Origin of the sequence: Actinoplanes sp. TBRC 11911 (assembly GCF_012933445.1) — a bacterium.
GTDB lineage: Bacteria > Actinomycetota > Actinomycetes > Mycobacteriales > Micromonosporaceae > Actinoplanes.
On sequence record NZ_JABBNC010000047.1, the window covers coordinates 13,862 to 27,859 of the forward strand.

12 protein-coding genes are annotated in these 13,998 nt (G+C 69.9%); 4 read left to right on the forward strand and 8 right to left on the reverse strand.

What is annotated here, in order from left to right; genetic code table 11:
* The first annotated feature begins 18 nt into the window (after window positions 1-18).
* Both HH310_RS39290 and HH310_RS44515 read left to right on the forward strand, forming a co-directional pair.
* Window positions 19-888 (forward strand): hypothetical protein, encoded by an 870-nt coding sequence (locus tag HH310_RS39290; protein WP_169180845.1) that lies wholly within the window; start codon window positions 19-21, stop codon window positions 886-888.
* Window positions 889-1,028: 140 nt separating this feature from the next.
* Window positions 1,029-3,098 carry a PAS domain-containing protein gene (locus HH310_RS44515; protein WP_312034618.1) on the forward strand — a complete coding sequence of 690 codons (2,070 nt, stop codon included), beginning with the start codon at window positions 1,029-1,031 and terminating at the stop codon, window positions 3,096-3,098.
* 859 nt (window positions 3,099-3,957) lie between these two features.
* Here HH310_RS44515 and HH310_RS39300 read toward each other — a convergent pair.
* The 4 genes from HH310_RS39300 to HH310_RS39315 all read right to left on the reverse strand — a co-directional run bounded on the left by HH310_RS39300 (window position 3,958) and on the right by HH310_RS39315 (window position 7,644).
* A complete protein-coding gene (locus HH310_RS39300) occupies window positions 3,958-4,233 on the reverse strand; it encodes a GlsB/YeaQ/YmgE family stress response membrane protein (RefSeq protein ID WP_169180846.1) in 276 nt (91 codons plus the stop codon).
* 77 nt (window positions 4,234-4,310) lie between these two features.
* On the reverse strand, window positions 4,311-6,191 hold the full coding sequence (gene lepA / locus HH310_RS39305; protein ID WP_169180847.1) for a translation elongation factor 4: 1,881 nt from the start codon (window positions 6,189-6,191) through the stop codon (window positions 4,311-4,313).
* Between the two features lie 84 nt (window positions 6,192-6,275).
* Window positions 6,276-7,052 (reverse strand): MOSC domain-containing protein, encoded by a 777-nt coding sequence (locus tag HH310_RS39310; protein ID WP_169180848.1) that lies wholly within the window; start codon window positions 7,050-7,052, stop codon window positions 6,276-6,278.
* Window positions 7,053-7,110: 58 nt separating this feature from the next.
* Complete coding sequence (locus HH310_RS39315) at window positions 7,111-7,644, reverse strand: DUF4240 domain-containing protein (RefSeq protein WP_169180849.1); 534 nt, start codon at window positions 7,642-7,644, stop codon at window positions 7,111-7,113.
* A 50-nt stretch (window positions 7,645-7,694) separates the two neighbouring features.
* On the opposite strand from HH310_RS39315, the gene HH310_RS39320 reads away from it, so the two are divergent.
* Complete coding sequence (locus HH310_RS39320) at window positions 7,695-8,669, forward strand: phosphotransferase (protein ID WP_312034620.1); 975 nt, start codon at window positions 7,695-7,697, stop codon at window positions 8,667-8,669.
* Window positions 8,670-8,847: 178 nt separating this feature from the next.
* Window positions 8,848-9,114, forward strand: coding sequence for a 30S ribosomal protein S20 (gene rpsT / locus HH310_RS39325; RefSeq protein ID WP_169180850.1), 267 nt, complete (start codon window positions 8,848-8,850; stop codon window positions 9,112-9,114).
* Window positions 9,115-9,345: 231 nt separating this feature from the next.
* Here rpsT and HH310_RS39330 read toward each other — a convergent pair whose 3' ends face one another.
* The 4 genes from HH310_RS39330 to HH310_RS39345 form a co-directional block, all read right to left on the reverse strand.
* Window positions 9,346-9,834 carry a hypothetical protein gene (locus tag HH310_RS39330; protein WP_169180851.1) on the reverse strand — a complete coding sequence of 163 codons (489 nt, stop codon included), beginning with the start codon at window positions 9,832-9,834 and terminating at the stop codon, window positions 9,346-9,348.
* Window positions 9,831-10,814, reverse strand: coding sequence for a DNA polymerase III subunit delta (gene holA / locus HH310_RS39335; RefSeq protein WP_169180884.1), 984 nt, complete (start codon window positions 10,812-10,814; stop codon window positions 9,831-9,833). Before holA ends, HH310_RS39330 begins: the two co-directional genes overlap by 4 nt.
* A gap of 193 nt (window positions 10,815-11,007) precedes the next feature.
* Window positions 11,008-11,643 (reverse strand): GNAT family N-acetyltransferase, encoded by a 636-nt coding sequence (locus tag HH310_RS39340; RefSeq protein WP_169180852.1) that lies wholly within the window; start codon window positions 11,641-11,643, stop codon window positions 11,008-11,010.
* 17 nt (window positions 11,644-11,660) lie between these two features.
* Window positions 11,661-13,994, reverse strand: a complete 2,334-nt coding sequence (locus tag HH310_RS39345; protein WP_169180885.1) for a ComEC/Rec2 family competence protein — start codon at window positions 13,992-13,994, stop codon at window positions 11,661-11,663.
* Window positions 13,995-13,998 lie beyond the last annotated feature (4 nt).

Sequence of the window (13,998 nt, forward strand, 5' to 3'; positions counted from 1 at the left end):
GCTAGATCACAGTGGGGGGTGTGGGTGCGCAGGACCCCGGCCGTAGCGGCCCTCGTTCTTGTGCTCGTCGCCGCGCTCGGTGGCTTCGCCCTCAGCCGCTCGTTATCCCACAGCGGCATCAAGATTCCGCTGGTCATCGGACCGGAGTGCACCGTGCGCGGCGACGGCGAGGTCACTCTCGACACGGTGCAGATGGCCAACGCCGCCACCATCAGCGCGGTCGGCATCCGACGTGGCATGCCCGAGCGGGCGATCGTGGTCGCGCTGGCCACCGCGCTACAGGAATCCAAGTTGGAGAATCTCGACGACGGCGACCGTGACTCGGTCGGCCTTTTTCAGCAACGTCCCAGCCAGGGTTGGGGAACGACCGACGAGATCAAGGATCCCCGGTACGCGGCGAACAAGTTCTACGCCTCGCTCAAGCGCGTCAAGGGCTGGGAGAAGATGCGCATCACCGACGCCGCGCAGAAGGTGCAGCGTTCGGCCTACCCCAACGCGTACGAGAAATGGGCTGACGAGGCGTCCGTGCTGGCCAACGCGCTCACCGGCCGGGCGACCGCGGCCGTGGCGTGCACCGTGACCGGCGCGCCGGTGCTGCGAGGCGCCGCCGCGACGGCCGCGCTGACCGACGGCCTCAAGCTCGACTGGGGCAAGGGCCTGGCGAGGACCAAACTGGCCGAGCAGAGCGCCGGCCTGACGCTCGGGGTCGACAACGCGAGCGCCGGCTGGCGGTACGCCCACTGGCTCGTCTCGCACGCTTCGGCAACCGGTCTCGAATGGGTACGTTTCGCGGATCTCGAATGGCACGCCCCGGACGGAAAGTGGCAGCCTGTAACCGACGACAACGGCATCGATGAACGTAAAGTCATCGCCGAGGTCTTCAGCTGAGGTCGGTCTTTCGCTGCTGGCGACCGGTTTGGCCGCCGTTCGCGGGTCGCTCTGCGTAATGACGACCGATTCCGAGGCGGAATTGCACTGCGTATACATCGACGTGGACAGACAGCTACACCCCTGGTACTAAGTAGGGCGTGTCAAGGGCGATCGAATGGATCCTGCTGGGTGCGGGCAGTTGTGGCGCGCTCATCTTCGGGGTGATCCGGCACCGTCCGGCCCGGATCGTCCCCTGGCTGCTGCTCGCCGCCGCCCTGGCCAGCCTGGCCGTGGGCGACGTCTTCTATGCGCTGCGCGACATGCCGGCCGCGGACGCCGCGTACCTCGCGATGTTCGTCCTGGTCGGCGCCGCGCTGCTGCAGTTCACCCGCGGCGGCGCGCTGCTGGTCGACCGGGCCCGGCTGATCGACCTGACGGCCTTCACCTGTGCGACGTTGCTGGTCGTCTGGGTGTTCGTGATAGGCGACAAGGGACAGCTCGGGAAAATCTCCGCGTCCGATGTGATCGGTGGCCTGATCCTGGTCGGCGTGGCCGCCCGCCTGCGCTGGGCGGCCGGCCGCAACCTCGCCGCCACGCTGCTGCTGCTCGGTTCGGTGACGATGCTGCTCAGCGACATCATCTACCCGCTGGCGCCGAACCCCACGACCGAGGCCGGCTACACGATCCTCTACATCGCGTGGGGCCTGGCCGCGCTGCACCCGTCGATGGTCCGCCTGACCGAGCCGATGACGCCGCGCCTGACCCAGTGGAACGGCCGCTGGGCGGCGCTGCTGGGCGTCTCGGTGGCCGCGCCGCCCGTGGTCCTGCTGATCGAGTCCGTCACCGGCACCGTCGAGGACGGCGTCGTGATCGCCGTGGCCAGCGCCATCACCTTGACGCTCGCCATCACCCGCCTGGCCGACTCGGTCAACTTGAGCACCCAGGGCCTGTCCCGCGAGCGCGCCTTGCGCTCCGCGACCGCCAGCCTGGTCGCCGCCGCCGACCTGCCCGCCGTGGTCGAGGCGGTGCGCGCCGCCGTCCGCGAGCTGGTCCCCGCCCAGGCGATCACCAAGGTCGTCTTCGCCACCGACGACCGCCAGCTGGCGCTGGAGGCCATCCCCGCGGTCCCGTCCGGCCCCCACCCCCGCAGCTGGTGGGCCGGCGACGACGAGGCCGAGACCCCGGCGCCCGAGGCAGCGGGTTGGCGCCGCCTCCTGCCAAGGCGCCACCCCACCGCGCTCGCTGCCAGCGAAGGCCCCCAGCCGGCCGGCCGCACCCCCAACCACCTTCACCGCGGCGACCACGCAAGCGACCCCAAGCACCCCCACAACCGCAGCCAGCCCCGCGGCAGCGACGAGGGCCGCGAGCTCAACCGGGACGGAGACCTGGACCTGGCCCGCGACGTGAACCTTGACGGCGACATGGACCTGACCCCGGACTCCGATCGCGATCACGACCGCAGCGTGCGGGGTGACCAATCTGTCTCGGACGACGGCGGTCGAACCCGCGACGCGCACGAGCCGAGGCGCGCCACCGACCGCGCATCCGCTTTATCGGGATTCCTCGCCATTTTCTGCAAGCGCCACACCGCGGCCGCAGCCACCGACCAGGAGGGCACCCTCGTCTGTCCTCTGTGGCTAGAACCACTGGCCGTGGCCCGCCCCAGCGGCGGCGCCCTGGTCCTGACCGGCCGTCGCACCGGCCTGACCTTGGCCCGCGACGCCTTGGAGGTGCTGGCCGGCCAGGCCGCCTTGGCCCTCGACCGAATCACCTTGGTGGACGCCGTAGGCAGGCGCGACAGCGACCTGTATCTAAGAGCCGTAATCCGAAACACGGCAGACTTGATGCTGGTGATCGACGAGGACCGCCGCATCCGCTACGCCAGCCCCGCGCTGCACGACCTCTTGGGCGCCGACGACCTCTCCCCGCTGTCCACCTTGGAGGACCTGGTCCACGACGACGACCGCGCCCAGATCCGCACCGCGTTCGCGGCCGAGGGCGACGGCACCCTGTTCTTCGCGCTGCGCCGCGCAGACCACTCCCAGGCCTTGGTCGAGGCCACGTACCGCGACCTGCGAGACGACCGCCTGGTCCAGGGCTTCGTCGTAACGATGCGCAACGTAACGGCCGCCCACGACCCGGTCGAGCAACTCCCCCAGCTGAGCCACGTTGACGAACTCCCAGCCTGGGTAAACCGCCGCAGCGCCCAGCACAAGTTCCGCTACTAGCTGCCCCCGCGCACCCCGGAACCCTTGGTGGGCGGGCGTTCCGACTATGCCTGGACGGCACCCGATACATCGCCCTCGAACCAGCCGGGCAGCTGGAGCGTCGGGTGCCCCGACCTACATGGAAAACGCGCCCAGACCGTGGATTTTGCGAACCTTGGAGAGTTGCGCCCACATACGAGCCATAACTCTCCAAGGTTCACATCTGGCCGGAAAAACCTGCCGGACAAAAGCCGCATCGCATCACGAAAGCATCCTCTACAGTGGACGCGAGTCTCACATGGCGGACGGTGGTTTCAAGACGTGGTCACCGGTCCCAGTACGCGGGCGCAGGTCCCACAGAATGGACCCTCGGCCCGTCACTCGCCGGGCCCCCCTGCAGCGCTGCGACCCAACCGACCCACCTGATCACCAGAAATATCGGATATGTGCGGCATGGGTGGGGGCACACGCCGGTTCCCAGCCACTCCGCCAACTGTTCGACGGGACGCTGACCGCGCGACGTGCGCCGACCGCGGCTCGTCCACCGCGTGAGCCACCTAGCCGCCCGGGGCGCCCCACTCGCCGCGTCCGGGGGTGTGGGGAATCCGGGGGCGCGAATCCCCGCATAGGGGCCGGCGAATTTGGGGTTGGGCGCGGCCATTCACTCACGTCGCCGGGGTGGGGTGAGTGTTTTGGACGCGCCAGCGGCCAGCTCGCGCCGCCGCGGCCCTCGGCGGGAGCAGCGATTCGTACCACCCACCCCGCTACGACATTGAGATTTTGAATGTGGTCCGGAAATGACCACTCGGATATCGAAGAACGACAATTCACAGACATGGCGAAGCGCCGGGCCGAAGGGGCCCGGCGCTTCGTGCGCGCGTTATCGGGTGAGCCGGCGGCGGCTGCCCATGCCGGCGACCAGCGCGACGCCGATCGCGGCCAGCACCACCTGGAAGAGCAGCTCGATCCAGTCGATGCCGTTCGTGTCGCCGACGCCGACCGCGTTGGCGATGACCGTGCCGAGCAGCGCGGCGACGATACCGATCACGATCGTCAGCCAGATCGGGATGTGCTGCTTGCCGGGTACGACCAGACGGCCGAGCGCACCAATGATGAGACCGACGATGAGCGCGGAGATGATGCCGGAGACAGTCATGGGGGTTCCTCCTCGGGTGGAGCTTGTTGCGTCCGTCGAGCCCCAGAGTTCCCGAGGGAATCAGAAACCAAACCGCCCTATTTTTTGCTCGCTCCCTTGACGTCCGCGGAGTCGGAAGTCGACAACGCGGCGATGAAGGCCTCCTGCGGCACTTCGACGCGGCCGACCATCTTCATCCGCTTCTTGCCTTCCTTCTGCTTCTCGAGCAGCTTGCGCTTTCGGCTGATGTCACCGCCGTAGCACTTCGCGAGCACATCCTTGCGGATGGCGCGAATCGTTTCGCGGGCGATGATCCGGCTGCCGATGGCCGCCTGGATCGGCACCTCGAACTGCTGCCGCGGAATGAGTTTCTGCAGCTTGGCGGCGATCGTCACGCCATAGTTGTACGCCTTGTCCTTGTGCACGATCGCACTGAACGCGTCGACGGGCTCGCCGTGGAGCAGAATGTCCACCTTGACCAGTTCGGCGACCTGCTCGCCGGAGGGTTCGTAGTCGAGCGACGCGTAGCCCTTGGTCTTGCTCTTCAGCTGGTCGAAGAAGTCGTAGATGATCTCGGCGAGGGGCAGCGTGTAGCGGAGCTCGACCCGTTCGGAGGACAGATACTCCATGCCGAGCAGGCTGCCGCGCCTGCTCTGACACAGCTCCATGACCGCGCCGACGTAGTCGTTCGGCACCAGGACCGTGGCGCGCACGACCGGCTCGTGGATCTCCGCGATCTTGCCGCTGGGGAACTCGCTGGGGTTGGTGACCACGTGCTCGACGGCGTCGTCGGTGAACACGCGATAGACCACATTGGGCGCCGTGGAGATCAGGTCGAGGTTGAACTCGCGCTCCAGCCGCTCCCCGATGATCTCCAGGTGGAGCAGGCCGAGGAAGCCGCACCGGAAACCGAACCCGAGCGCCGCGGACGTCTCCGGCTCGTACACCAGGGCGGCGTCGTTGAGTTTCAGCTTGTCGAGGGCGTCGCGGAGGGCCGGGTAGTCCGAGCCGTCGATCGGGTAGAGACCCGAGTAGACCATCGGCTTCGGATCCTTGTACCCGCCGAGCGGCTCCTTCGCCGGGCGCGCGTTGCCGGTGACCGTGTCGCCGACGCGGGACTGGCGCACGTCCTTCACGCCGGTGATCAGGTATCCGACCTCCCCGACGCCGAGCGCGTTCGCCTTCTCCATCTCGGGCGAGACCACGCCGATCTCGAGCAGCTCGTGGACCGCGCCCGTGGACATCATCCTGATCCGGTCGCGCGCCTCGATCCGGCCGTCGATGACCCGGACGTACGTGACGACGCCCCGGTAGACGTCGTACACCGAGTCGAAGATCATCGCGCGCGCCGGGCCGTCCGCGTCGCCCACCGGCGGCGTGAACTGCCGGACGATCTCGTCAAGCAGGTGGTCGACGCCGACGCCGGTCTTTCCGGACACGCGGAGCACGGTGTCCGGCTCGACGCCGATCAGACCGGCGAGCTCGTCGGCGTACTTCTCGGGCTGCGCCGCCGGCAAGTCGATCTTGTTGAGCACCGGGATGATGTGCAGGTCGTTCTCCATCGCCAGATACAGGTTGGCGAGGGTCTGCGCCTCGATCCCCTGCGCGGCGTCGACCAGCAGGATCGCGCCCTCGCACGCGGCGAGGCTGCGGGACACCTCGTACGTGAAGTCGACGTGTCCCGGCGTGTCGATCATGTTGAGGACCGCGGTGTCGCCCTTCCGGTCGCCCTCGCGGACGGTCCAGGGCATGCGCACGGCCTGCGACTTGATCGTGATGCCGCGCTCTCGTTCGATGTCCATCCGGTCGAGGTACTGCGCGCGCATCTGACGCGGGTCGACCACCCCGGTGATCTGCAACATCCGGTCGGCCAGCGTCGACTTGCCGTGGTCGATGTGGGCGATGATGCAGAAGTTACGGATGCGCGCGGGATCGGTAGAGCCGATCACGTTCACTCCGGGGTCGAGCGGTCCTGGCACGTTCCACCGTTCTTCGCAAGCTGAAGGATGCCGGGCATGACGCCCGGCGCGTTCTATCGTCCCACGTCCGTGCGGGCGGCCCGCTCACACCCGCTCAAGGGGCGCGTGCGGCGGCGGCGGGAACTCGACGTGGACATGGTCACCAGCGCGGATGTGACCACCCCGCAGCACCACCGCCATGATCCCGGCCTTCCGGACCAGGCTGCCGTTCTCGTCGTGCCCCACCACCTCCTTCAGAAGCCCTTGCTGGAAGCCGTTGATCTGCGCACACGGGTTGCGCAGTCCGGCGATGACGACGGCCGGGCGGGGGTCGTCGCCGGTTTCTCGGGCGGCCGCTGTCGCGACGGCAGCGGCGGCCTTGGTCGTGGACTCGTCAAGCACGGCCGCCGAGGCGGCCGCCAGCACAGCCCGTACGGCTGTCGCGGGCTCTGCGGCTATCGCAGGCCCTTCGCTCCGGCGCGCGGTCGCTCCGCCGCCGGCAGCCGGTCTCGTGTGCGCCTCAGCGCCCGGCCCGGCCGTCTCTCCAGCCGGTGGACCGAAGCGCAGGATCGTCCCCAGCGGCAGCGCTAGCAGATCGATACCACTTGTCGTCACGTTCTCGCCCAGATCGCCGGGCGTGACCGCGTAACCCTTCTCCCCGACCTCCCCGAACAGCTCCGCCTGCATCAGGTGCACCTGACGAAGGTTCGGCTGAGTCGGGTCGGCTTTCACCCGCGAGCGGTGCCTCACACGCACTCCCGCGTGCACGTCTCCCTCGACCCCGAAGCCTGCGACCAGGACGATCTCGTCCCGGACCGGCTTCGTGAACGAATAAACGTCGTTACAACTGACCGAAACCACCGAACCGCGCCGCGAACTCATAGCGCGATCCTCCCCGAGCGGCGGCCCGGGGTTCGACCCGTTATTTGCTAGATGATCGTCACTCCGGCGGCGCCAGGAACAGCCCGGAAAGCCGGGGCAGCCGGCGCTGCATCTCCTCCTCGTTGTCGAAATCCCACAGATCGGCGGCATCGGGCCTGGTCACCGGCGTCTCTCCCACCGGCATCTCCGACCCCGTGGCCTGCGCATAAGCCTCCGCGGCGATGGACAGCACCTCCTCCGCCTCGAAGACCGCACCGCTGTCCGCGGCCGAGCGGACGGCCGGCAGGTCGGCCAGCGCATCAGGGGACTTCACCGAGCGCGCGACGGCCTCCCGCCCGTGCGCGATCAGCCAGCCCCGGAAATTGTCGAATCCCTCCTCGGAGCATCCGCCGTTGATCAAATAGGCGGCCGCCCACAAATCCTGCGTGCCGGAGGCGACCATGACCTTGTCGAGGTGCCGAGCCCACGCGACGATCTCCTCCGGGTCTCGGGTGGCCAGGTCGGCGGCGGCGCGTTTGGCCACCTCGGCGGGCGAGGAGGGCCGGTCGGCCGTCGCCCGGTCGATGACGGCCCAGAAGTCGTCGGTTCTCATGGCCTGGATACTGCCAGCGGGGTACGACAAAAATCGGCCGGGAGGATGGCGTGGTGCGACCGATTTCGCTTCCGGACGTCGCGTACGGGACCACCGCCGTACGCCCAAGCTGGTCTGACCTGCCAAAACGCCTGCAGAAAGCGATCTCCGACCGGCTCGGCTCACCAGTTTCCGCGGCGCGCAGCGCAGGCGGTGGCTTCACTCGCGCCTTCGCCGCGGTCCTCACCACGTCGGCCGGCATCAGCGTCTTCGTCAAGGCTGCACCGCTCAGCAACCCCAATTCCCGCGCGTACGCCCGTGAAGCGTCGATCACCGCGGCCCTGCCCCCGGCGGTCACCGCGGCCCGCCCGCTCTGGACGATGGTGGAATCCGACTGGTTTGTCCTTTGTCTCGAGGCGATCGACGGCCACGTGCCGGCCCTCCCGTGGGAGCCCGCGGAGTTACGGTCGGCGCTCGACGCCTGGTCAGCGGCCGCCGCGGCGCTCGCAAAGCCGACAAACGAGCTGCTCAAGACCGGTGTGCCGGCGCTTCCCGAGATCGTGCGAGCCGAGATGTCCTGGTGGTCGGAGATCAAGTCAGGGCAAGAGCCATTTCCCCGTACGGCGTGGGAGACGGTCGCCCGGGATCGGATCGACGAGCTGGCCGTCTTGGAGCGCGGCCTGCCCGACCTGGTGGCCGGTGCCGGGCTCATGCACGGTGACCTGCGGATCGACAACGTGCTCGTCGACGGTTCCGGGCGGGCGTGGCTCTGCGACTGGACGTGGCCGTGTCTGGGCGCTCCCTGGTTCGACACGGTCACGTTGCTGGTCAGTGCGTACGCGAGTGGGTTGGACGCGGACGCGTACCTCTCCGGATGGAACGCTCCGCCCTCCGGTGTGGAGGGGGCGCTCGCGGCTTTGGCCGGGTATTGGCTGGTCCGCGCCGATGGCGGGCCGAGCAGCGCGTCCCCGCACAGCCGTCAGCACCAGCTCTTCAGCGGCAGGCAGGCGCTGGCCTGGCTGGCGGACCGGCGTGGCTGGTCGTAGGCCCGACCTGAGCGCCCCGCACGCGACCGCCCACCCCTGAGCAGGGCCGTCGTTTTGGTCGGCCGCGACCGGGCTGGTAGGCTGGCTAATCGCGTGTGGTGACGTGCCGCTCTTCGCTGCTTCGACTCAGCACGCTTGAGACCAGTTTCCGAACACCTAGTCAGGACAAGGCTGTCGCGTGGCGAACATCAAGTCCCAGATCAAGCGCAACCGGCAGAACGAGAAGGCCCGGCTGCGCAACAAGTCGGTCAAGTCGTCGCTGAAGACCGTGATTCGCAAGTTCCATGAGGCGAGCGACGCGGGCGACGTCGAGACGGCGACCGCGCTGCAGCGTGCCGCTTCGCGCCAGCTCGACAAGGCCGCCAGCAAGGGCGTCATCCACCAGAACCAGGCGGCGAACCGCAAGTCGGCCATCGCCAAGAAGGTCGCCTCGCTGTCTGCCTGACCCGTCAGGCTCCGACACGTGTCGCAGTGAGGCAGCACGCGTCAACGCTCGCGTAGTCGCGAGCCGGTCGACGACCACAACCGGGCATCGCCGGACCAGAGCGTCCGCAGCGGTGCCCGGTGGCGTTTCCAGCGGAAAAGCCCTCAAGGTAGGGAACCTGGAGGGCATGCACGGCGCGCAGGCGCCGTCGGTCTGGGATCAGGTGTGGCTGCCGCAGGCAGTCACCGGCGGTTATTCGTAACGGCGGGTCGCTGCCTGGCGCATCCACTGCTGCTGGGCTTCCACCTTTTCCGCCCACGGCCGCTTGATCGGCTCTCCGCGATCGCCCTCGATCACCCCGGGAAGCCGAATCGTGGCATCGTCGGCGACGCGGCTGACCACATCCGGCCGCCCGGCAGCGGCGGGACGCAGCATCGGCGCGTCCGCCGGCACCGGCCGGGACGGCGCGGGCCGAGATGATGCCGGCCGCGACGGCCCCGGCCGCACCGGGGCTGCGGCCCGCACCAGCGAACCCGCGATCAGATCGTTGAGCTTGACCATCAGCGCCACCGTCACGGGCAGTACCAGGACGCCCCACCAGCTCACCAGCTCGGCCAGGGCGAGCAGCAGCCCGAGCGCGATCGAGCCCTCGAGAAAGACGAAGCACAGCAGCCCGGTCGGAGCGATGTGCCGCAGCCGGAGCATGCGCGCGTAGAGCGGGCGGCGTTCCGCGCGCTTCATCGCGAACCCCCCGACCGCCGGGCCTCGGCAACGGCGAAGAGGGCCTGTTCCAACGCGTACCCCCGGTCTTCCGCGCCGCCCTTCACCGCGGCGTTGCAGTCGGCCGCGGCCTGCATGGCGTCGACCAGGCCCTCGGGCGTCCAGCCGCGGGTGCGTTCCTGCGCGCGCTTGATCTTCCAGGCGGGCATGCCCAGCGTGGTCGCCATCTGGTACGGGTTGCCGCGACCGGCCGCCGCAACCTTGGCCACCGTACGGACGCCGTCGGCGATCGCGTCGGCGATCGGGACCGGGTCGACGCCGGTGTGCAGGGCCCAGCGCAGCGCCTCGAGCGCGCCCGGCAGGTCGCCGATCATGACGGCGTCGGCCACGTTGTAGCCGCTGACCTCGGCACGACCCCGGTAATAACGCGCCACGACCTCGGGGGTGATCTTGCCGTCGGTGTCGGCGAGCAGCTGCGAGCAGGCCGCCGCGATCTCGCGCAGGTCGTTACCCACGGCCGCGAGCAGCGCCGACGCGGCCGTTTCGTCGCAGCGGCCACCGTTGCGGCGGAACTCGTCCCGGATGAACCTGGTCAGCTCGCCCTCACCGCGCAGCTTCGCGACCGGCACCACGGTGGCCCCGGCGGAGCGGAGGCCGTCGGCCAGCGCCTTGCCTTTGGCACCGCCGAGGTGGGTCACGATGAGCGACACCTCGGGGTCGGGTGCCTTGGCATACGCGAGCAGCGCGGTCGTGAGGTCTTTGCGCGCGTCCTGTCCACTGCGGATCACCAGGACCCGGCTGCCGCCGAACAGCGACGGGCTGAGCATCTCGGCGACCTCACCGGCGGCCAGGGCGCCCGCCTCGTACTCCCGGACGTCGGCGCCGGGGTCGGCGGCACGCGCCGCGTCGACCGCCGACGTGATCGCGCGGGCGGCGAGCAGTTCCTCATCGCCCTGGACGAGCACGAGCGGGTCGGGAGGTGCGGTGTTCACGCCCAATATCGTTGCACGAGGGGCTGACGTTTCCGCGCGGCTCACTCCTACGCGCAGAGTGGCTGATCACGCAATGCGAAAGCAGACATATCGGCGCTGGCGCATGTATCCGGGAACGTAGAGTCGCTCGATCAGCCTGAATGCGTAGCGCCCGCGCGGCCCACCCCGGCACTTCGCATCGAATCCAATCATCTGGCACAAGTCATGACTGAACGGACGACCCCGGGCGTGTCGGCATCTCCTCCGGCACCATCGAGCCGATCCAGGCGTCCACGCGCTGCCCGCGATGCACGAGCCGGCGCCGCAGAACCGCCTCGAACCGGAACCCGGCCTTCTCCGCGACCCGCCGCGACGCCACGTTCCCGACCTCGGCCCGCCACTCGATCAGCCCAAGCCTGAGCGCGCCGAAGGCCCACCCGCACAGCGCCCGAACCGCAGCGGTCGCCACCCCACGACCGCGGGCGGCCGGATCCATCCAGTAGCCGATCCGCGCGCCACCAAGCAGGTCGTGGTCAGGCCCACCGGGCCGGTCGAGCCCAGGCCCGCCGAGCCGGTCGTGGTCAATCCCAACGAACTCGTCCAGGCCCAGCCCGACGCGCCCGAGCCGGGTGCCGTCGCGGACCTGCTCCACGACGAACTCGACCCGCTCCCGCCGCCCCCACGCCGCAATCGCCATCTCCCGCACGAAGTGCTCGGCGTGCTCGACCCGGTATGGCAGCGGGATCTCGAGGTACCGCTGCACGGCGGGATCCAGCGACACCGCGTACACCCAGGGAATGTCCTCCTCGGCGAACGGCCGGAGGATGATCTCGCCCGCGCTGATGGTCTCCTGCTCCACGCCCGCATTCTGCGCGATCACGGCTCCGGCGGGTCGCCGCGGGCAACCACGCCGAGACCACGACCGGTCGCCACGGCGGCGAGGTCACCCCTTTCGTCGGTACGCATCACCCGCGTCCCGCCCCGAACCAGCCGCGTGAGCAGGGCCGCATTGGGATGCCCGTAGTCGTTGTCCCGGCCGACCGAGACGAGCGCCACCGCCGGATCGATCTCGTCCAGAAACCGTGGCGACTGGTAGGCGCTCCCGTGATGCGCGATCTTGAGCACGTCCGCCCGGATCGCGTCGGCACCCAGGTGCTCGAGCAGTTCCTCCTGCTCCTCGGTCTCGGCGTCGCCGGGCAGCAGGACGGTCCGCCCCAGCGACCGGGCACGCAGGACCAGCGAGTTGTTGTTCGGATCCGAGTTGGTGCCGTGCAGCGGCTCGAACGGCCCGATCACCGTGATCTCGAGCCCGCCCACCGCGTACGACCAACCCGGCCCGACCTCGTGCACCGGCACCGGGCCCGCAGCTCGCACCACCGCGGAACGCCCGCCCGTCGGCTCGGGCCAGTCCGGTCCGACCACGGCCCGCACGTCCCGCCCCCGGAACACACCGGCCACCCCGCCCACATGGTCGGCGTGGAAATGGCTCACCACGAACAACACGATCTGCCGTACGCCAAGGCGCCGCAGGCAGTGGTCCACCGCGTTGGGCTCCGGACCGGCATCGACCACGACGGCCCGCCCCGTGCCCGCGGGCAGCACGATCGCGTCACCCTGGCCGACCGCGCAGACCACCACGACCCAGTTCGCCGGCGGCCAGCCGGGCGCGAGCACCCGCACCGGCAGCGCGCCCAGGACACCGGCGACCGCCACGATCGCGGCGAATTTGCGAACCAGGGGCCGCCGGGCCGCGACCAGCAACGCCACCGTGATGACGGCGAGCAGCAACGCGCCCGGCACGCCCTCGGGCCAGGGCAGCGCACCGGAGGGCACCCGGGCGCCGTTGGTGGCGACGAGCACCAACCACTTCACCGGCCAGTGTGCGAGCCAGGCCAGGAACTCGGCCCCGCCCGGCCAGATCGGCGAGACGACGGCCGCACCGACCCCGAGCAGGGTGGCCGGCGGGATCGCGGGCACGACCAGCAGGTTCGCGGGCACCGCGACGAGGCTGACCGCTCCGGACAACCCGGCGACCACCGGGCCGCAAGCGACCTGAGCGGCGGCCGGCACGGCAAGCGCCTCGGCCACGCCCGACGGCCACCCGCGCCGGCGTAGCGCGTCTCGCCACACCGGCGCCAAGAGCAGCAGACCGCCTGTGGCCAGCACGGACAGCGCGAATCCAACATCGGCCGCCAGTTCCGGGTCGATCAGGATCAGGATGGCGACCCCCGCACCCAGCGCCGGTAAGGCGGCGCGGGGACGCCCGGACGCGAGCCCGATCAGCGCGATCGCGCCCATCGCGGCGGCGCGGACCACGCTCGGCGACGGTCGCGCCAGGATCACGAACCCGGCCAGCGCCATCACACAGACCAGCGCCGTGACGAGCGGCCCGGCCCGGGTACGCCGCACCGCAAACACCACAACGCCCAAGATCAACGCGACGTTGGCTCCAGAAACCGCCACTAGATGGGTCAAACCGGTCGCTCGGAAATCGTCCTCCAAGGCCGGGTCCAGCCGGCTCGTGTCGCCGACGACCAGACCGGGCAGCAGTCCACCCGCGTCGTCGGGCAGCGGCTCGCAGGCACGCTGCAGCCCGGCGCGCAGTGTCCCCGCGGCCCGCTGGATCCACGGCGCTCGACCGACCAGGATGGGCGCCTGCCGCACCGAGATCACCGCGGCACGCAGATCACCGCCACGCGGCGCCAGCAGCTTCCCGGCGGCGGTCACCCGCTGGCCCGGGAGCAGCGAACGCCAGGCCGGATCGCTTCCTAGCACCAGGGCCCGCACCGACAGTCGCATCGGCGCGTGGTCATCCGCCTCGACCCGGCGCAGGTCGACGGCAACCAGGTAGGTCGGTGGCATGCCCGGCGACCCGCTCACGGCTCGCGGATCGTCGCGCACCACCGCTTCCACCCGTACGCCGCGTCCCTCGCGCACCAGAGTCGCCAGCGGTTCCGCCTCGCGGACGCCGACCCGCACCGCCGTCGCGACCGCCCCGGTGCCCGCGCCGACCAGGATCGCGACCGCGACCCACAACACGCGCCTCATCGAGGGCCGATGCCGTGCCACCGTCAGCGCGAGCACTCCGGCCGCGACAAACGCGCTCGCACCGATCACCGCACTCGCCGGCACGGGTAGATACAAGGCGGTCAGCGCCGAAAGCCAGATCGCAACCGCGAACCCGGCCAGCCGCAGGTCCGGCCCGGCCATGGCC

Excerpts from the sequence above, each read along its gene's own strand:
- HH310_RS39300 (WP_169180846.1), bottom strand. The coding sequence starts at position 4,233 with ATGACTGTCTCCGGCATCATCTCCGCGCTCATCGTCGGTCTCATCATT.
- HH310_RS39310 (WP_169180848.1), bottom strand. The coding sequence starts at position 7,052 with ATGAGTTCGCGGCGCGGTTCGGTGGTTTCGGTCAGTTGTAACGACGTT.
- HH310_RS39315 (WP_169180849.1), bottom strand. The coding sequence starts at position 7,644 with ATGAGAACCGACGACTTCTGGGCCGTCATCGACCGGGCGACGGCCGAC.
- HH310_RS39330 (WP_169180851.1), bottom strand. The coding sequence starts at position 9,834 with ATGAAGCGCGCGGAACGCCGCCCGCTCTACGCGCGCATGCTCCGGCTG.
- HH310_RS39345 (WP_169180885.1), bottom strand. The coding sequence starts at position 13,994 with ATGGCCGGGCCGGACCTGCGGCTGGCCGGGTTCGCGGTTGCGATCTGG.